Source organism: Yersinia massiliensis CCUG 53443, assembly GCF_000312485.1.
In the GTDB taxonomy this organism is placed as follows: Bacteria; Pseudomonadota; Gammaproteobacteria; order Enterobacterales; family Enterobacteriaceae; genus Yersinia; species Yersinia massiliensis.
This window is the reverse complement of the sequence record NZ_HE997647.1, coordinates 171,168-191,225: the sequence shown is the minus strand read 5'-3', so window position 1 is coordinate 191,225 and position 20,058 is coordinate 171,168. Positions and strand designations below refer to the sequence as shown.

Genomic DNA, 20,058 nt, shown 5'->3' with positions numbered 1-20,058 from the left:
GGCCGTGGAGAGTACTAGTGGCATTTACACCGCCACACTGACCGCTGGAACGGTAACCGGCATTGCCAGTGTGACAGCCTATGCCAACAGCAGTGCATTGGGTATCGCCCCTGCCACCATCACCCTGTCTGCTGGTGCATTCGATGCGATGAGATCCACATTGATGGTGAGCACGAATACCATCAATGCCGATGATCGGACAGGGGCACTCATTACGTTGATAGCTCGCGATGCCAATGATAATCCGATCTCTGACCTGAACATTACATTTACAACGGACCTGATAAATAGTCAGATAACAAATGCAAGCCAGTCAGGTAACAGTTATGTCGCGAATATTGATGGCACGAAAATTGGTTTAGCGAATATAGGTGTGAAGTTATCCGATACGGTGGTAGCAGGACTAACAGAAACGTTAACCATCACTCCTGGCGCTTGGAATCAGGCACAAGTACCGGAGATATTAACGCTACATGAAGCTGCTCGGCAATGCGTTCCAACCGGCAATGGAAACGGTTTTACACGTGTCATTCTGTTCGTCGAAGCATTAACGCTGTATGACAGGTTCGATAATGAAACTTCTGGAATGATTACCTTTAATATAAACAGGTCAAGCGTAACAACAGTGGACTCTTCAACCGTCGCTATCACTGCGCGCAATGGGATGACCATTAACAATAACACTTCAGGGCCTATCAGCATACAAGGTGATTCTTTCGCTACTGAAGCGCTGTGTACCGTTAATGCGGTTGTGCAAACCAATGCAACTATTATGGCAGTTCAGGTGGATGATAGCTTTGGATCAACGTCAATTAATAGAGCATTTACTATAGGAAGTGGTTCATAACAAATGATGGGAGAAAACTATCTTTAGATAATTTCTCCCATTAATTTATCTTTATTGGCTGTCTGTAAAATATGGGTTTCAGGGCTTACGCCCTGAATCACTAAGAATATAATCCACCAACGATAAAATGTTGCAGGAGTTTGGCTTTTATCGGTATAGCCCACTAGTGGATGCGCTTAGCCAGATCTGTGCACTGCGAAGACCATTTTACGAATTTGGCGTTATAAACGGAGTCATCGTCACTGACAAACGAGACTTCACCCTCTTTCACACCTTTCTTCAATGTACCCAGCAAATCAGCCTGCACTGTCCGCGCTTCAAACTCTTTGCCTTTTTCATCGAACGCTTTGTAGCAACCGACAAATCCGGTTAACTCAATCGGCTGTTCCATTTTACTGTACACAACAACCTTAAACGTCTTTTCGTAATTCGGCTGCCCTTCAATCGTCACCGTACCTTCCGAGGAAGGAATAGCCTGGATGATCAGTTTATTATGTAAATCTTCCGCCGCTACGGATGAAAATGAGAGTAGTACAAGCGAAGAAAGAAGAACCGTGCATGCCTTTTTCATTGACAATATCCTTTATGAACAGAGTGTGATTTATTCCGTAACCAAATTACGGGAAAATACTTAAACCCAGCCCCAATGAATATTATCTAATACCTTTTGCATTCGTCATTTGCTAACAAAGATACTAAGCAGGTCAGTAGAGTAATATTTACTGACAATGGCTCTTTTTCAAATATCAAGAACTATACAGAACGAGTCCACCCTATTTTTATTTAAGGTCGCTAGATGTAGAAAATACCGTTGCGGCGGAACGTATAAGGAAGAGTACAAAAGTTGGTGTATCCCATCATGTATCCCACTTAACGTGAAATGCAGATGGGACACACCAACTCATTGTTTTTAAAGAGGAGTGGAGTTGACCGGTAAGCCGGGTTCTGTCGTGGACAGTCATTCCTCTAGGCCAGCAATCACTCACTGGCTCAAGCAGCCTACCCGGGTTCAGTACGGGCCGTACCATGCGAACCCCTATTTGGCCTTGCTCCGGGTGGAGTTTACCCTGCCACGAACTGTTGCCAGCCGTGCGGTGCGCTCTTACCGCACCCTTTCACCCTTACCTGATCCCACTTACGCGGGCCATCGGCGGTTTGCTCTCTGTTGCACTTGTCGTAGGCTTGCGCCCCCCAGGCGTTACCTGGCACCCTGCCCTATGGAGCCCGGACTTTCCTCCCCTTCACCTGTCTCCCCCGAAAGGGACGGCAGCGAAGCGGCGACTGTCTAGTCAACTCCGCGGCGGATTATAATGACATTACGGTTAAATGTCATCTTCCGCTTGCCCTTGACCACCATTTTGCAGTTCAAGTGCATACTTATAGAGCGCATTCTTTTTCACGCCATGAATTTCAGCCGCCAAAGCAGCGGCTTTTTTTAATGGCAGCTCTTTTTGCAACAGTGTCAGAGTACGTAATGCGGCAGCCGGAAGCGCGTCATCGGTTTGGACTTTATGGCCTTCGACAATCAGCACCATCTCGCCACGACGGCGAGTTTCTTCCTCCTGAACCCAAGCTAGCAACTCGCCAACCGGCGCACCGTGGATAGACTCCCACGTTTTGGTCAGCTCTCTAGCCAGCACCACATAGCGTTGTGGGCCAAGTACGGTTACCATGTCCTGTAAACTTTCCAACAAGCGATGCGTTGATTCATAGAAGATCAGTGTTCGAGGTTCCTCAATCAGCGCTTGCAGAGTATCCTTACGGCCTTTAGTTTTCGCAGGCAGGAAGCCTTCGTAGCAAAAACGATCTGAGGCAAGACCGGCGGCAGACAGTGCTGTAATGGCCGCACAAGCGCCCGGTAATGGCACCACTCTGATGCCAGCTTCACGGCAACGGCGCACTAAATGGTAACCCGGATCGTTAATCAATGGCGTTCCTGCATCTGAAACCAGCGCAATGCTCTGGCCCTCTTGCAGTTTCGCCAGTAAATGATCGGCTTTTTGTTGTTCGTTATGGTCATGAAGTGCAAATAGGCGGGCGTTGATCGCGAAATGTTGTAACAGCAACCCTGTATGACGTGTATCTTCTGCCGCAATCAAATCAACGCTTTTCAGTACCTCTAACGCTCGGTGGGTGATATCCCCTAAATTACCGATAGGGGTAGGTACCACATAAAGCGTAGATGCAGAAATCACTGCTCGATCGTGTTGATTCATTGTTTCATCCGAATTACCGATTTAATATTGAGCATCTTGAAAAAAACATCACTGGATACAGTATGCTTTCCTCAACATTCGTTCGTTCCAAAGCAGGGCTATTCCCTGTTGTTCTCGCTGCACTGATACTGGCTGCCTGTTCAGGCAGGGCACCACAGACGCCACCGCCAACAAATATACAGGACGAAGCAAGCGCTAACGCCGATTATTATTTGCAGCAGTTGCAGCAAAGTAATGATGATAACAAGGCTGACTGGCAATTACTCGCCATTCGTGCCCTGTTACGTGAAGGGAAAATCCCTCAAGCAGCAGAGCAACTCGGCACACTACCGGCTAATCTGAGCGATACGCAACGTCAGGAACAGCAATTACTGACTGCAGAATTGTTAGTCGCGCAGAAAAATAACCCTGCCGCCGCAGATGTTCTTGGCAAGCTAGATGCGACTCAGCTTTCACCAAACCAACAGGTTCGCTTCTATCAGGCCCAAATTGCCGCCAATCAAGGTAGAGCTACGCTGCCATTGATTCGGGCATTTATCGCCCAAGAGCCATTGCTAACAGATAAAGCCCACCAGGATAATATCGATAGCACTTGGCAATCGCTAGCACAGCTCACACCACAAGAATTGAACAACATTGTGATTAATGCGGATGAAAACGTGCTGCAAGGCTGGTTGGATTTAACGCATGTGTATCAGGACAATAAGCAAGATCCTGAGCTGCTGAAGGCGGCCATTAAAGACTGGCAAAACCGCTATCCGCAAAACCCAGCGGCGAAAAGTTTGCCGACGGGATTGACTCAGATAAGTAATTTTAGCCAAGCCTCCACCGCGAAAATTGCATTGTTATTGCCGTTGAGTGGCCCAGCACAGGTATTCGCTGATGCTATCCAGCAAGGGTTTACTGCCGCGCAAAATGGTTTACCGGTTGCCGCTTCTGCGCCAGTAACGCCTGATGTAACAGAAGGTGCGCCAACAGATATGGCAGCAGCGCCAGTTGATGCCGCTCCCATCGCAGCACCCGCTCCCGTCGCTCAGCCCGTTGCCACAAGCAATGCACAGGTAAAAGTCTACGACACCACCACGCAACCCGTTGCCGCATTACTGGCACAAGCTCAGCAAGATGGCGCAACACTGGTTGTTGGTCCCCTGCTTAAACCTGAAGTTGAGCAGTTGAGCGCAACCCCAAGCACGCTAAACATTCTGGCTTTGAACCAGCCAGAGGTCAGCACCAACAGCCCGAATATTTGCTACTTCGCCTTGTCGCCAGAAGATGAAGCTCGTGATGCCGCGCATCATCTGTGGAGTCAGGAAAAAAGAATGCCGTTGTTGCTAACGCCGCGTGGCGCTTTCGGTGATCGTATTGCGAAAGCCTTCGCAGAAGAGTGGCAGAAACAGGGTGGGCAGACTGTCTTGCAGCAGAACTTCGGTTCAACCGTTGAGCTAAAACAAGCCATCAACAGTGGCGCAGGTATCCGCCTGACTGGGCAACCTGTCGCGGTGTCGAGTGCGCCCGCCGCTGCACCGGCTTCAGTCACCATTGCAGGGCTGACCATTCCAGCACCACCTGTCGACGCGCCGGTCGTCTCTACATCTGCTGGGGGCAACATTGACGCGGTATATATCATCGCCACACCGGCGGAATTAACGTTGATTAAGCCCATGATTGATATGGCCACCAGCTCACGTAGCAAACCTGCTCTGTTTGCAAGTTCACGTAGCTATCAGGCAGGTGCCGGCCCAGATTATCGCTTAGAAATGGAAGGTATCCAGTTTAGTGATATTCCATTGATGGCAGGGTCAAACCCCGTGTTGATGCAACAAGCTGCGGCTAAATATGCCAACGACTATTCACTCGTACGTTTGTACGCGATGGGGATTGATGCATGGACATTGTCGAATCATTTTGCTGAAATGCGACAGATTCCGGGCTTCCAAGTCAGCGGCACTACTGGTGATTTAACCGCATCCGCGGATTGTGTTATCACGCGTAAACTGCCTTGGTTACAATATCGTCAGGGTATGGTCGTACCGGCTGTATAAAATGTTGATTCACTCTCCTCACTATGGGGAGTGAATATCACTAACCCCGCGAGAATGCAGGGGATAAGGATAGCCAATGAGTCAACGGATGACTGGCGCATACTACGAACAACAAGCCCGCCGCCATCTTGAACAGGCGGGTTTAATTTTTCAAGCGGCTAATGTCACCTATCAAAGCGGTGAGATTGACCTTATCATGCGCGATGGGCCAACCTGGGTTTTTGTCGAGGTTCGCTTTCGGCGCAATGCCCTATTTGGTGGTGCCGCTGCCAGCGTCACCTACCGCAAGCAACAACGGTTACTCCGAGCCGCCGCCGTTTGGCTGGCCCAGCGAAGTGCCAGTTTTGCCACGACACCGTGCCGTTTTGATGTTTTTGCTATCACTGGCAGTCAGATAGAATGGCTGCCTAACGCCTTCAATGCGGATTGATGACTTTCACCGGTTTGTTTCCGGTTTTTACCTAACAAGTGAGTTAAATCAACGTGCTGGACAGAATTAAAGGTTGTTTTACCGAAAGTATTCAAACTCAGATTGCCGCGGCTGAAGCATTGCCTGATGCCATTTCTCGCGCAGCAATGACCTTGGTTCAGTCACTGCTTAATGGCAATAAAATTCTCTGCTGCGGTAATGGGACGTCTGCGGCTAACGCGCAACACTTTGCTGCCAGCATGATAAATCGCTTCGAAACAGAACGGCCAAGCCTACCGGCGATTGCTTTGAATGCTGATAATGTTGTCCTGACGGCCATTACCAACGATCGCTTGCATGATGAAGTCTATGCCAAACAAGTGCGAGCACTCGGTCATGCTGGTGACGTTTTACTCGCGATTTCCACTCGCGGTAATAGCCGTGATATTGTGAAAGCGGTCGAAGCCGCAGTCACGCGCGATATGACCATTGTCGCCCTCACCGGTTACGATGGTGGCGAATTGGCGGGTTTATTGGGTCAGCAGGATGTTGAAATCCGCATCCCTTCACACCGCGGCGCACGTGTTCAAGAATTACACATGCTCACAGTGAATTGTTTATGTGATCTAATTGATAACACTCTATTTCCTCATCAGGACGATTAAAGGAGCACGAATGAAGGTTGGTTATATTTTTGCCATGCTACTCAGCGCCCTGCTATTGCAAGGCTGTGTCGGTGCCGTGGTTGTCGGCAGCGCGGCTGTTGCAACGAAAACAGTGACAGACCCACGTTCTGTCGGTACTCAGGTAGACGATGGCACGCTAGAGGCTAGAGTCGTCAACGCGCTGAGCAAAGATCAGCAGATAAAAAGCCAGACACGTTTTGTGGTGACCGCTTATCAAGGGAAAGTATTGCTGACTGGGCAAACACCAACCGCAGAACTGTCTAATCGCGCCAAACAGATTGCCGCAGGTGTTGATGGCGCAACTGAAGTGTATAACGAGATGCGCATAGGTAAGCCTGTTGATCTGGGTACCGCGTCAATGGATACATGGATCACCACCAAAGTCCGTTCGCAATTATTGACCGCCGACTCGGTAAAATCTTCAAACGTGAAAGTGACGACTGAAAATAGCGAAGTCTTCCTTTTGGGCTTGGTCACTCAGCAGGAAGCGCAATCAGCCGCGCAGATTGCCAGCCAAGTGAGTGGCGTTAAACACGTCACCACCGCGTTCACCATCGTTAAATAATACGGTTACGTCATACGTTTACGGGCTTAGCGCAACCTAAGCCCGTTTTTTATGCTGTCAATCTAGTGAGCTTTCCTGCAAAAACTCCTTCCCACCTAACTGGCGCATTTGGCGTAAAATCCATTGTTGACGAGAATGAACATAGCCAGAGGGAGCATTCGCCTTAAAGCGCAGCGGGTTGGGCAATACCGCAGCCAATAATGCCGCTTCTGACGCACTCAATTTACTCGCCGGTTTCTTGAAGAAATGCTGTGCTGCGGCTTCCACACCAAAAATTCCCTCGCCAAACTCGGCGATATTGAGGTAAACCGTCAGAATACGGCGCTTAGTCCATACCAGCTCAATACCGGCGGTCAGCCCCACTTCCAGCCCTTTGCGTACCCAGCTACGACCATCCCAAAGAAACAGATTTTTTGCCGTTTGCTGCGATAACGTGGAGGCGCCACGGATACGATTTTGATTACGCTGATTATGGGTCAGTGCCGACTCGATAGCATCAACATCAAACCCCCAGTGTTCTGGAAATTTTTGGTCTTCAGCCGCCATGACGGCCAGTGCCATGTAAGGGGATATTTCATCCATGGGTACCCAGTCAGAATGCGCAACATAGGAAAAATCACCGGTTAACCATGCACCCAACTGCCTTTCAATCATCACCATAGAAAAAGGAACCGGCAGGAAAGCAAAAATCAAAATGCCCGCCAGCCACAGCACAACGATGCCAATAACGCCTCGTTTGCCCCAATACCAAAGCCGATTCAGTACGCGCCGAGGTGAAATCATTCGGTTAAATCCAGCACCTTTGTCACCAATTTATCAATCCCTTTTGCAGCGTCAGAAATTGACTCGGCTAACATATAAGCAGGCGTAGTCACCACTTTGTTATCGATATCAATCACCACATCCTCAACCGGGCAAACGACATGCTCTCCACCCATAATCTCAATGGCATCAATAGTATCGGGATCGTTACCAATCGTCAGACGGATAGGTTTACCCAACAGTTTTGGCAGCATCACAGGTGAAATACACATAAATCCAATTGGTTTACCTGACTTATGCATTGATTGAACTAATTTAGCTAAATCCGGATCGATGGCACATTCAGAACCTTTAATCGCGAAATCGCTGAGGTTCTTCGCAGCCCCAAAACCACCGGGAACAATTAAGGCGTCTAGTTGCGTAGAATCAGCAGAGGAGAGTGGCGCAACTTGCCCCCGAGCGATACGCGCAGATTCCACCAAGACATTGCGCTGCTCAGCGACTTCCTCACCAGTAACATGATTAATAACATGCAGTTGTGGTTTATCAGGGGCGAAGCACAACACGCGTGCGCCAGCGCGATCCAGCGCTAACAGGGTTAGAACAGACTCATGAATTTCCGCGCCATCGAAAACGCCACATCCACTTAGGACAACTCCAACTGTTTTCATCAACCTCTCCTTTTTTTATGCTGTCAATCGCTTAACCCGTTCTAGTCACAAAGACGAATCTCTATCACAAATTTTAATGAATCTTGTAACAAGAGCGCTTACATTTGCTATGTTGTTGCTTGTATGATGTATGGAAGAATCCTTACAACCTGCGAATCCATTCGAAATCGAACTATTAGGCTCTGAATAATTCGAGTTGCAAGAAGATGGCCACTGAGCGAATCCCAAATGCTGACATCAGTCAGTCAACTGGGGTGAACGAAGTCGCCAACGGATGTGCAACTTGCACTATGACGGGTATCGCAGGTTAACGATTTCCCTGGTGTTGGCGCAGAATTCGCGCACCCCGGCCTCGGTCGAGGTTATTTTTTTTCAGCTTCCGCTGCCCATTCACGTAATACCTGCACATCATTGCGCCATTCTGATTTTAATTCATCAACCCAATCTTGCACATTATCCCACCATGCTGGCAGTGTTGGGGTTTGAATCTGTTGCGCTAATTGTTGGATATGACGTAGGCCAACAGAACCGGCGGCCCCTTTGATTTTATGCGCTTCTTCGGTAATCCCCTTCTGATCCCGCGCAGTCATGTTGGAATCTAACACCGCTAAATATCCCGGCATCATTTGTTCAAACATTTCCAAACTTTGATGAATCAATTGTGGACCGACCAAATCGATGTATTGTTCCAACATCGCAGTATCAAGTAACGATTCATGGGTTTGCATCAATTTATGTTCCTGTTTTTTGGCTGAAGAAGAAGGCTTATGATCCCAAAATTGCTTAATCATGGCCGTGAGTGCAGGCACCGACAATGGCTTACTCAGCACGTCATCCATTCCGGCGTCTAAATACTCTTTTTTGTCTTTGAGGACGTTGGCGGTCAATGCCACCAGTGGCGGCAGTGACTGTGAGTCAAATTGCGAACGAATTTGTCGGGCAATATCTAACCCACTCATATCCGGTAACTGAATATCTAGCAGCACCAAATCAAAATTATCTGGCTGGAACATGGCCAACGCATCGTGGCCGTTCATCGCGACCTCAACGCTATTGCCGAGTTTTTCCAATACCGAACGTGCGACAATGACGTTCAGCTCGATATCTTCCACCAGCAAGACATGAAGTGCAGGCAATGGCATGTCATCGGCTGTTGGTGCATGGGTGGTTTGCTGGACAACCGGCGCTTTAATAGTCAGGGTAAAGCATGAGCCCGACCCTTTGGCACTTTTGACCGTGATATCGCCTCCCATGCTCTGCGCCAGTCGCTTAGACACAGCCAAACCAATACCTGTACCTGTTGCTGGACGACCACCATTGCTGTCTTTCACCTGATAATACATGGCAAAAATTTTATCCTGTTCGTCTTCAGGGATCCCCATACCGGAGTCTTCCACTTCAAACGTCAGTTGGTCATTTCCCTCACGCCGTACCCGCACCACAATTTCACCTTGCTGGGTAAATTTCACCGCATTACCGATAAGATTCCACAGAATTTGACGTAATCGCGTGCCATCAGTGATGATCTTCTCTGGCAGCGGCAATTGCGGCTCCATCGTAAACTTCAGCCCTTTTGGCTGTACCAGCAAACCGGTGAGGTTCTCCAGATCCGCCATAAAACCGGTAAAATCAATGGGCTGATTATCCAGTTGAACTTTGCGGCGCTCGAGTTTATCCATCTCAATGATATCATTAAAAATATTACCGAGAGTGATGGCACTCACGTGAATGGTTTTCAGGTATTTCAGTTGCTCGCTATCTAATTCGGTATCGAGCAAGATGCGGCTTAGGCCCACAATGCCATTAAGCGGCGTACGCAGCTCATGGCTAATGGTTGAGATAAACGTGGTCTTGTCTCTGCTGGCGTTCTCTAACGCATCCTGATAGCGCTTACGCTCCGTAATATCGCGACCAAAGCCCATTAGGCCATGACGTTTGCCAACACGATCGTAAAACGGCACTTTGCGCAGCTCAAAACAGGCTTTCCGTCCATCGGGATAGACTAACCACTGCTCATAGGTGAGAGAAACGTTGTGACGGAAGACTTTTTCATCGGTTTCCATGACTTTTTCCGCAATGTCAGGTGCATAGACATCTTTTGGCGTCAGCCCGACCAATTGTTTCTCACTTTTGCCCGTCAACAGCTCCATCGCCCGATTGCAGCCGGAGAACTCATTGTCTTCATTTCGGTAATAAACCAAGTCTGGGGAAGCATCAAGGAATGAGCGTAGTAAAGCGGACTGCTGCCCAAGTTCAACCTGAGCTTGTTCACGGTGGCCCATCTCTTCTTTGAGCTTATCAACCACCTGTAAATGGGCCTTTTCCGCTTTTTCGCGTTCGACAATTTCCTGATTGAGCTGAGCAATATTTTCGGTCAACTGTTTGTTCAGTTCTAAATCGCGGTAGCGCATCACTTCGAGCTTATCCACCAAGCGCGATAATCGTTGACGCGACTCTTCCAATTGCTCGACGACCACTGACAGAAAGTACACCGCCCAAGGTGTTATCAGTAAGCCAAAGAAGATGGATCGCACCAGATCGAGGGTTTCCACCGACCCTCTCAGCGCAAAGGTCACTGCCATTTGTACCACCATGGCGAGCAGGACCAGCACCGATGCTAATAGCAGCGAGAAGCGAATCAGCCCCAACTTCACCATTAAATCAACATAATATTGGGCCAATACCCTGATTTGCTTCATAACAACCTCGGTCAGTGTTTCTGGGTCTCGCCATATTCTATTAGCGTTGCAAGCGAACCGATTTTGCGAGTACCGCTAACGCCCCTGTGGCTTCAAGAACGAAGGGGTTCCCCAAAGTCATTGACGTCACAGGTAGGCAGCAAACGAACACATCCCGATGAGCTTACCTGAGTAAGTGATTCGGGTGTGTGAGTGCCGCTAACGCCCCTGTGGCTTCAAGAACGAAGGGAAAATAAATCATACCGTAAAATTGGCAATAGATAAGACAGCTTCCTCAGAAGTGTGGAAAAGACTGCAAATCCCAGTGAGATAGGAAGAAATGAGCTGATTTTTGCCGTTTCGTCGCCGTTTACAGTGCTGATGCTTGCCCGCCATAAGCCAACATATACTGATTCAACTCATTCATGCCGACCCAGCGATTTGCGCACCATAATGGGGCTAACAGCGTGGGTCTACGGGCACTGGCGGAAATTCGGTGATAAACAATGTCGGCTGGCGTGTGGCGAATCATTTCACCGGCGGTCTGTACGTATTCCTCTAGCGCCAGCTCTGGCAAGCGCCCTGCCCGCCAAGCTTTCGCCATGGTACTGCCCTCGACAATATGCAGTGGGTGTAATTTCAATCCATCTACCCCTGTTGCCACCACTTTTTCCAGTGTTTCCATCCCTTGCGCCTGATCCTCACCGGGCAGGCCTACTATCAAATGACAACAGATTTTCAAGCCACGGGCACGTGCTCGGCGTGCGGTTTGCTGATAACAGGCAAAATCATGGCCACGATTAATGCGTTTAAGGGTTTTATCGTTTGCAGTTTGTAACCCTAGTTCAAGCCAAACCTCATAGCCCTGCTGATGATAGCCACTGAGCAAATCCAGCACGGCATCCGGTACGCAATCGGGCCGCGTTCCCACACATAAACCGACAATGTCAGCTTCAGCCAAGGCTTGCTCATACATGGCGGCTAACGCATTCACCTCTGCATAAGTACTGGTATAAGCCTGAAAGTAAGCGAGGTAACGTTTTGCCCGATTGGTTTTTTTCGCTTGTGCCGCTAACTGCTCGGCAATACTTTGTTGCTGCATTTGCTCATCTGAAAATGAGGCAACCTGACAAAAGGTGCAACCCCCACGCCCAAGGGTTCCATCACGATTAGGGCAGCTAAACCCGCCATGTAACGTGAGTTTATGCACTTTTTCACCATAGCGGCGCTGTAAATCCGCACCAAACATATTGACTAATTGCTGCAACTGCATAATCTTGGCACTGCCTGTCTGAAAAGAGCCCAAGGTTACCCGCCAACGATGTTGCGTGCGATGACAGAGATCAACTCCCAAGCCCTTGGGTGCAACTTCGCATAACCATTCATTATAAATGCAAATAAAATCACTTGACCGATGATTAAATTTTCTTATTTCCGCAAACCTATTAGCGCTTCTATTACAATTCAGTGAAAAACAGTGTTAAACGCCAATAAATATAACATCAGCAGCATATAACTCCAGCATCCCCGCCAGCACTAGCATGGTGCAGAGATTTGTCGATTGCACTATAGTGAGACAGCTCACAATTTCGCATCCACCACATGTGGCATCTCGAAGGCAAAAAACACCAATAAAATCATATTTTTCATAATGATAAATCCCTTTTACACCTTAAAGATATATCTTAAGCCTATATTTGACCTGAGTATTCTTTCTCGCTAAGTTGGAGGTCCGCTGGAAGCTTTCTAGACGGGCAAACGTCTAGTCATAATTATGCAGTAATTTAAGACTCCCTCTTAAGACAAGTCTTTTACCACTTGTGAGAACCGTCACAAGAGGCCATTGGCGGAGGGCGGAAAAGCAGATTTGCCGCGAAATACGCGCCTGTCAGCCCCTACCGCCCACGACCAAAATGTCCTTCTGGAGTCGGTTTGTGAGAGTCTCTCAGAGCCTGGGGAGGTTCACTGATATGTTGTACGATAAATCCCAAGAGAGGGACAACTGTGGTTTCGGCCTAATCGCCCACATAGAAGGCGAACCTAGCCATAAGGTCGTGCGTACCGCTATACACGCACTGGCTCGCATGCAACACCGTGGAGCGATTCTTGCTGATGGCAAGACCGGCGACGGTTGTGGTCTGCTTTTACAAAAACCGGATCGCTTTTTCCGGATGGTCGCTGAAGAACGCGGATGGCGTTTGGCCAAAAACTATGCCGTCGGCATGATGTTTCTCAGTCAGGATGAAGAACTCGCCAAGGCAAGCCGCCGCATTGTTGAAGAAGAATTGCAAAACGAAACGCTGTCGATTATCGGCTGGCGCGAAGTGCCGACCAATCCGGATGTTCTCGGTGAAATTGCTCTCTCCTCCCTGCCTCGGATCGAACAAATTTTTGTGAACGCCCCTGCTGGTTGGCGTCCACGTGATATGGAACGCCGCCTATTTGTGGCGCGTCGCCGTATCGAAAAGCGTATTTCAGGTGATAAAGATTTCTACGTTTGTAGTTTCTCTAACCTGGTGACGATCTATAAAGGCCTATGCATGCCTGCGGATCTACCACGCTTTTATCTTGATTTGGCTGACCTGCGCCTTGAATCGGCTATTTGTTTATTCCATCAACGCTTTTCAACCAACACCGTGCCGCGCTGGCCTTTGGCTCAGCCATTCCGCTATTTGGCCCATAACGGCGAAATCAATACCATCGCCGGTAACCGTCAATGGGCGCGTGCACGTGCTTACAAATTCAAAACGCCATTAATCCCTGATTTGCAGGATGCCGCGCCTTTCGTCAATGAAACCGGTTCAGACTCCAGTTCGCTGGATAACATGCTGGAACTGTTCCTCAGTGGCGGTATGGATTTGATTCGTGCCATGCGTTTGTTAGTGCCACCAGCCTGGCAAAACAACCCCGATATGGACACCGATCTGCGCGCCTTCTTTGACTTCAACTCCATGCATATGGAGCCATGGGATGGTCCGGCTGGCATCGTGATGTCAGATGGCCGTTATGCGGCCTGTAACCTTGACCGTAATGGCTTGCGCCCTGCGCGCTACGTTATCACCAAAGATAAACTGATCACCTGCGCCTCTGAAGTCGGTATCTGGGATTACCAGCCCGATGAAGTGATTGAAAAAGGCCGCGTCGGCCCCGGTGAACTGATGGTGATCGATACCCGTAGCGGTAAGATCCTGCACTCCGCCGAAACCGATAACGATCTAAAAAGCCGCCACCCCTATAAAGAGTGGATGGAGAAGAACGTTAAACGCTTGGTGCCGTTCGAGGATTTACCAGAAGATCAGGTGGGTAGCCGTCAGTTAGACGATTCGACGCTGGAAACCTACCAGAAGCAGTTTGGTTACAGTAATGAAGAGTTGGATCAAGTCATCCGCGTGTTAGGTGAAATTGGTCAAGAAGCCACAGGTTCGATGGGAGATGATACGCCATTTGCTGTGCTCTCCAGCGGCCCGCGCATTATTTACGATTATTTCCGCCAGCAGTTCGCGCAGGTCACCAACCCGCCGATCGATCCGTTGCGTGAAGCGCACGTCATGTCACTGGCAACCAGTATTGGCCGTGAAATGAATGTGTTCAGCGAAGCCGAAGGTCAGGCGCACCGTCTGAGCTTTAAATCGCCAATCTTATTGTTCTCCGATTTCCAACAGCTCACCACGTTGGAAGGGGAACATTACCGCGCTGATCGGTTGGATCTGACCTTTGATCCGGCTGAAACGGATTTAGAACAAGCAGTGCTCGCGTTGTGCGAAGAAGCAGAGCGTAAAGTCCGAGATGGTGCCGTCATGTTGGTGCTGTCAGATCGCGCCATTGCACCGAATCGTCTGCCGGTTCCAGCGCCAATGGCGGTGGGTGCGGTTCAGACACGTCTGGTGGAAAAAAACCTGCGCTGCGACGCAAACATTATTGTTGAAACCGCCAGCGCACGTGATCCACATCATTTCGCTGTGCTGCTCGGTTTTGGTGCGACTGCGATTTACCCTTATTTAGCATATGAATCATTGGCTAAATTGGTTGATACCCAAGCTATTGATAAAAAGTATCGCGATGTGATGCTTAACTATCGTAACGGGATCAACAAGGGCCTGTACAAAATCATGTCCAAAATGGGCATCTCGACCATCGCCTCCTACCGCTGTGCCAAGTTGTTTGAAGCTGTGGGCCTGCATCGTGACCTGACTAATCTCTGCTTCCAAGGCGTCGTAAGCCGTATTGGCGGGGCCAGTTTCAGCGATTTCCAGCAGGATTTGCAGAATCTGTCCAAACGCGCTTGGCTGAAACGTAAACCATTGGATCAGGGCGGTTTACTGAAATTTGTCCACAACGGCGAATACCATGCGTATAACCCAGATGTGGTCAGCACCCTACAGACTGCGGTTCACAGCGGTGAATTCAGCGATTATCAGGCTTACGCCAAGTTGGTCAATGAGCGGCCTGTTGCGACGCTGCGCGATCTGTTGGCGATTAAACCGCAAGGCACGCCGATCCCTGTTGATCAGGTTGAGCCTGCTGAATCATTGTTTACGCGCTTTGATACTGCCGCCATGTCTATCGGCGCACTCAGCCCGGAAGCTCACGAATCACTCGCTATCGCCATGAATAGCCTCGGTGGATTCTCAAACTCCGGTGAAGGGGGGGAAGATCCTGCTCGTTACGGCACCAATAAGGTTTCTCGTATTAAGCAGGTGGCTTCAGGTCGTTTTGGTGTTACACCAGCGTATCTGGTGAATGCTGATGTTATTCAGATCAAAGTGGCTCAAGGCGCGAAACCGGGTGAAGGTGGTCAATTACCGGGTGATAAAGTCACCCCGTATATCGCCAAACTGCGTTATTCCGTTCCGGGTGTGACATTGATCTCCCCGCCTCCGCATCATGATATTTACTCAATCGAGGATTTGGCTCAGCTAATTTTCGACTTGAAACAGGTCAATCCGAAAGCCATGATTTCGGTGAAACTGGTTTCTGAACCGGGCGTCGGCACCATCGCGACCGGTGTGGCAAAAGCCTATGCCGACCTGATTACCATTGCTGGCTACGATGGCGGTACAGGTGCGAGTCCACTGTCGTCGGTCAAATATGCCGGTTGTCCGTGGGAGCTCGGGCTGGTGGAAACACAGCAAGCACTGGTTGCCAACGGCTTGCGCCATAAAATTCGTCTGCAAGTGGATGGCGGCCTGAAAACCGGCGTTGATATCGTTAAGGCCGCGATTTTAGGGGCTGAAAGTTTTGGTTTCGGCACTGGGCCAATGGTCGCGTTAGGTTGTAAATACCTGCGTATTTGTCACCTGAATAACTGTGCAACGGGTGTTGCTACTCAGGATGAAAAACTGCGTCGCGATCACTACCACGGTTTGCCTGAGCGTGTAGTGAATTACTTCCAGTTTATCGCGCGGGAAACGCGGGAAATCATGGCTGAGCTAGGTGTTCGCCAACTGGTAGATTTGATTGGCCGTACCGATATGTTGCTGGAGCTAGATGGTATCTCAGCCAAGCAGAACAAGCTGGATCTGTCGCCAATGCTGAAAACCGCAACGCCACATCCAGGCAAAGCGCTACATTGCACTGAAAGTAACCCACCGTTCGATAAGGGGTCACTGAACAAAGCGTTGCTGTCGCAAGCCGAACCCTATATCGAAGCAAAACAAAGCAAAACGTTCTACTTTGATATCCGTAACACAGACCGCTCTGTCGGCGCATCATTGTCAGGTGCGATTGCCACTCAGCATGGCGATCAAGGTTTGGCAACGGACCCTATCAAAGCTTACTTCTCCGGTACAGCCGGTCAAAGCTTTGGGGTTTGGAATGCCGGTGGCGTTGAGCTGACCTTAACGGGCGATGCCAACGACTATGTGGGTAAAGGCATGGCTGGTGGTCGCATTGCAGTGCGTCCTCCTGTCGGTTCAAACTTCCGTAGCCACGAAGCCAGCATAGTCGGTAACACCTGCTTATATGGCGCCACAGGCGGAAAATTATTCGCCGCTGGCCGCGCCGGTGAGCGTTTCGCCGTACGTAACTCCGGTGCGATCACCGTGGTGGAAGGTATCGGCGATAACGGTTGTGAATATATGACGGGTGGGATTGTTTGCGTACTGGGCCGCACTGGGATTAACTTCGGTGCCGGTATGACCGGTGGTTTCGCTTACGTTCTCGATGAAGACGGTGAATTCCGTAAACGTGTTAACCCTGAGCTGGTAGAAGTATTGGATGTCGATCAATTGGCCATCCATGAAGAACATCTGCGTGGGCTGATCACTGAACATGTTCAGTTGACAAGTTCTAGCCGTGGCGAAGAGATTCTGGCTAACTGGCCAGAGTGGGTGACCAAGTTTGCTTTGGTTAAGCCGAAATCCAGCGATGTGAAAGCACTGTTGGGCCACCGTAGCCGTTCCGCAGCTGAGCTGCGGGTTCAAGCGCAGTAAGGGGTTGAGATGAGTCAGAATGTTTATCAGTTTATCGACCTTCAGCGCGTTGATCCGCCGAAAAAGCCGCTAAAGATCCGTAAAATTGAATTTGTTGAGATTTACGAGCCATTCTCGGAAACACAGGCCAAAGCACAGGCAGACCGCTGTTTGTCTTGTGGTAACCCGTATTGTGAGTGGAAATGTCCGGTGCATAACTACATCCCTAACTGGCTGAAACTGGCCAACGAAGGGCGGATTATGGAAGCAGCAGATCTGGCTCACCAGACCAACAGTTTGCCAGAAGTCTGTGGTCGGGTATGCCCGCAAGATCGTTTGTGTGAAGGGTCTTGTACCCTGAATGACGAGTTTGGTGCGGTGACTATCGGTAACATCGAGCGTTATATCAGCGATAAAGCCATCGAAATGGGCTGGAAGCCGGATATGTCTCATGTTCACCCAACCGGTAAACGTGTCGCGGTGATTGGCGCTGGCCCCGCAGGGCTGGCCTGTGCTGACGTCCTAGCGCGTAACGGTGTGCAAGCCGTGGTATTTGACCGTCATCCAGAGATTGGGGGGCTACTGACCTTCGGTATCCCAGCCTTTAAGCTGGAAAAAGAAGTGATGGTTAAGCGCCGCAAGATTTTCACTGAGATGGGTATTGAGTTTCAACTGAATATCGAAGTGGGTAGAGATATCACGCTTGATACCCTGCTGAAGGAATATGATGCCGTATTCCTAGGGGTGGGGACTTATCAATCCATGCGCGGTGGGCTGGAAAATGAAGATGCATCCGGTGTCTATGATGCGCTGCCGTTCCTCATTGCCAATACCAAACAGTTGATGGGTTACGAAGCAGCCCCTCACGAGCCTTACATCAATATGGAAGGTAAACGTGTCGTGGTGCTGGGTGGTGGTGATACCGCGATGGACTGTGTGCGTTCTTCTATCCGCCAAGGCGCAACGGATGTGGTTTGTGCCTACCGTCGTGATGAAGCCAATATGCCAGGTTCCAAGCGGGAAGTGAAAAACGCCCGTGAGGAAGGGGTTGAATTTAAGTTCAACCTGCAACCATTGAGCATTGAAGTGAACAGCAATGGTAAAGTGTGCGGTGTAAAAATGGTGCGTACACAACTGGGCGTACCGGATGCACAGGGCCGCAGTATGGCTGAGCAGATCCCAGGTTCAGAACATGTGTTGCCTGCAGATGCCGTGATTATGGCATTTGGTTTCCGCCCACACAGCATGGAGTGGCTGGCTGCTCATGATGTGGCGCTGGATAAACAAGGCCGTGTCGTTGCCCCTGAAGGCACCGATAATGCCTTCCAGACTAGCAACCCGAAAATCTTTGCCGGTGGCGATATTGTCCGTGGTTCTGACTTGGTCGTGACAGCAATTGCTGAAGGCCGTAAAGCCGCTGATGGCATCATGAATTATTTGGAAGTCTGACACTAACAACACCGCGATATCTAAGGGCTGGCAACTGGTTTGCTAGCCCTTTTCTTTGCTACATTCCCCCGTATTTCCTTATCTTTACAAGATTTTGTAACAATCTCTCTTCTCCTTATTTGCAGCATTTTATATGCGAAGCGCTATAGTAAAGGCCGAGTTATATTTGCTTTTGGGTCGACGCAGCTCGGCCTACCTAGATAGTTTCGCCCCCGTTTTAAAGAAAGGATCATCTGTTATGAAATCTCACTTACTTTTTATTGCTGGCGGATTGTTAGCGATGAGTGGCAGCGCGTTGGCAATGTCTCTGAATTATCAAGAAGTTGGCTATAATATTGAAGCCCGTGGAGCCCGTGCCGTGGTGGCTGAACTGGCAAAAGCGGGGCAACTGCCCGCGGTAGAGAACAATATCAAGCTGGGTGATGATAACTGGATTGCCATGGCACCTAAATTGGCCGATGGAGGTAATGCGAGTTTCACCGCAGGCGTGAAATCAGCACTCTCTTCTGCACTGATATATAACCCTGCGGCGGTACTAAAATCGGTCAATGACAGCAAAACACTCAAATTATCAGAGATTTGTACTGCCCCTGCGGATGTTAAAGATAGCGCCGCGAAAGCGAGTTTCCAGCAACGCGCCTCGCATACTTTATCGACAATCCGTAATAGTGACATGATGAGTCAGCGTGATAGCTGTCTGGCAGAATTGAAAAAGCTGTCTTAATTTTGGTCCTATTCCCAAAATAATAAGGGCAGCCCCAAGGCCGCCCTTAAAATACACCTGCTTTACCTGAAAACGAAGATGGCTATTTAACGACTCGCAACGCCGGGCGACCACCATTACGCGGTGGCTGCGGCGGCTCATCATCAGGTGAGCCATTATCGCCTTGCGAAGGCGTTGCTTCATCTGAGACTAGCATCAGGTTGTCAGCCGCAGTATTCGTGCTCTCATCTTCTTCGATGCTATCGAAATTGCCTTCAGCATCAGAATCGTAAGCTTCTTCAGGTTCAAACATTGTGCCGGAACCATTTTCCCGCGCATAGATTGCCACGATCGCCCCCATAGGAACGATCACCTGAAGCGGTACACCGCCAAAACGGGCATTGAACGTCACGCTATCGTTGCCCAATTCTAAGTTACCTACCGCGCGCGGTGCCACATTCAATACAATCTGCCCATCACGAGCAAACTCCATCGGCACCGATACGCCTGGCCGTGTGACATCCACCACCAGATGTGGCGTCAGTTGATTATCAATCAACCAATCGTAAAAGGCGCGTAACAGATAGGGACGACGCGGAGACATATCTGACATCTCCATA

Annotated in this window: 15 protein-coding genes and 1 other RNA gene; 8 read left to right on the top strand and 8 right to left on the bottom strand. The window is 49.5% G+C overall.

Annotated features, from left to right (window positions below):
• Window positions 1–847, top strand: an 847-nt coding sequence (locus BN68_RS17460) for an invasin domain 3-containing protein (RefSeq protein ID WP_196796403.1), incomplete at its 5' end; no start/stop codon positions are given.
• Window positions 848–1,010: 163 nt separating this feature from the next.
• On the opposite strand, the gene BN68_RS17455 is transcribed toward BN68_RS17460, so the two are convergent.
• The 3 genes from BN68_RS17455 to rsmI form a co-directional block, all read right to left on the bottom strand.
• Window positions 1,011–1,418 carry a DUF4354 family protein gene (locus BN68_RS17455; protein WP_019212460.1) on the bottom strand — a complete coding sequence of 136 codons (408 nt, stop codon included), beginning with the start codon at window positions 1,416–1,418 and terminating at the stop codon, window positions 1,011–1,013.
• Window positions 1,419–1,765: 347 nt separating this feature from the next.
• Window positions 1,766–2,144, bottom strand: an RNA gene (rnpB, locus tag BN68_RS23020) — RNase P RNA component class A.
• A gap of 25 nt (window positions 2,145–2,169) precedes the next feature.
• Window positions 2,170–3,063 carry a 16S rRNA (cytidine(1402)-2'-O)-methyltransferase gene (gene rsmI / locus BN68_RS17450; protein ID WP_019212459.1) on the bottom strand — a complete coding sequence of 298 codons (894 nt, stop codon included), beginning with the start codon at window positions 3,061–3,063 and terminating at the stop codon, window positions 2,170–2,172.
• A 62-nt stretch (window positions 3,064–3,125) separates the two neighbouring features.
• On the opposite strand from rsmI, the gene BN68_RS17445 reads away from it, so the two are divergent.
• From BN68_RS17445 to dolP, 4 genes are all read left to right on the top strand, one after another.
• Entirely contained in the window at window positions 3,126–5,105 is a 1,980-nt protein-coding gene (locus BN68_RS17445) for a penicillin-binding protein activator (protein ID WP_019212458.1), read from the top strand.
• A gap of 76 nt (window positions 5,106–5,181) precedes the next feature.
• A complete protein-coding gene (locus BN68_RS17440) occupies window positions 5,182–5,535 on the top strand; it encodes a YraN family protein (protein WP_019212457.1) in 354 nt (117 codons plus the stop codon).
• 53 nt (window positions 5,536–5,588) lie between these two features.
• Window positions 5,589–6,179: a DnaA initiator-associating protein DiaA gene (diaA, locus tag BN68_RS17435; protein ID WP_019212456.1), complete on the top strand. Its 591-nt coding sequence runs from the start codon at window positions 5,589–5,591 to the stop codon at window positions 6,177–6,179.
• A 10-nt stretch (window positions 6,180–6,189) separates the two neighbouring features.
• Window positions 6,190–6,765 carry a division/outer membrane stress-associated lipid-binding lipoprotein gene (gene dolP, locus BN68_RS17430; RefSeq protein ID WP_019212455.1) on the top strand — a complete coding sequence of 192 codons (576 nt, stop codon included), beginning with the start codon at window positions 6,190–6,192 and terminating at the stop codon, window positions 6,763–6,765.
• Window positions 6,766–6,822: 57 nt separating this feature from the next.
• Here the strand turns inward: dolP and mtgA are convergent, their stop codons facing one another.
• From mtgA to BN68_RS17410, 4 genes are all read right to left on the bottom strand, one after another.
• Window positions 6,823–7,548: a monofunctional biosynthetic peptidoglycan transglycosylase gene (gene mtgA / locus BN68_RS17425; RefSeq protein ID WP_019212454.1), complete on the bottom strand. Its 726-nt coding sequence runs from the start codon at window positions 7,546–7,548 to the stop codon at window positions 6,823–6,825.
• Window positions 7,545–8,198, bottom strand: coding sequence for an isoprenoid biosynthesis glyoxalase ElbB (gene elbB / locus BN68_RS17420; protein WP_019212453.1), 654 nt, complete (start codon window positions 8,196–8,198; stop codon window positions 7,545–7,547). The genes mtgA and elbB overlap by 4 nt, the downstream gene beginning before the upstream one ends.
• A gap of 362 nt (window positions 8,199–8,560) precedes the next feature.
• Entirely contained in the window at window positions 8,561–10,897 is a 2,337-nt protein-coding gene (gene arcB / locus BN68_RS17415) for an aerobic respiration two-component sensor histidine kinase ArcB (protein WP_042806924.1), read from the bottom strand.
• Window positions 10,898–11,246: 349 nt separating this feature from the next.
• Complete coding sequence (locus BN68_RS17410) at window positions 11,247–12,149, bottom strand: TIGR01212 family radical SAM protein (RefSeq protein WP_019212452.1); 903 nt, start codon at window positions 12,147–12,149, stop codon at window positions 11,247–11,249.
• 697 nt (window positions 12,150–12,846) lie between these two features.
• Here BN68_RS17410 and gltB point away from each other — a divergent pair.
• From gltB to BN68_RS17395, 3 genes are all read left to right on the top strand, one after another.
• On the top strand, window positions 12,847–17,307 hold the full coding sequence (gltB, locus tag BN68_RS17405; RefSeq protein ID WP_019212451.1) for a glutamate synthase large subunit: 4,461 nt from the start codon (window positions 12,847–12,849) through the stop codon (window positions 17,305–17,307).
• A gap of 9 nt (window positions 17,308–17,316) precedes the next feature.
• Window positions 17,317–18,735 (top strand): glutamate synthase small subunit, encoded by a 1,419-nt coding sequence (locus BN68_RS17400; protein ID WP_019212450.1) that lies wholly within the window; start codon window positions 17,317–17,319, stop codon window positions 18,733–18,735.
• Window positions 18,736–18,973: 238 nt separating this feature from the next.
• The gene (locus tag BN68_RS17395; protein WP_019212449.1) at window positions 18,974–19,459 is read left to right on the top strand and encodes a hypothetical protein; all 486 of its coding nucleotides are present in this window, start codon (window positions 18,974–18,976) and stop codon (window positions 19,457–19,459) included.
• A gap of 82 nt (window positions 19,460–19,541) precedes the next feature.
• Here BN68_RS17395 and sspB read toward each other — a convergent pair whose 3' ends face one another.
• The gene (gene sspB, locus BN68_RS17390) at window positions 19,542–20,057 is read right to left on the bottom strand and encodes a ClpXP protease specificity-enhancing factor (RefSeq protein ID WP_042806923.1); all 516 of its coding nucleotides are present in this window, start codon (window positions 20,055–20,057) and stop codon (window positions 19,542–19,544) included.
• Window position 20,058: the final 1 nt, after the last annotated feature.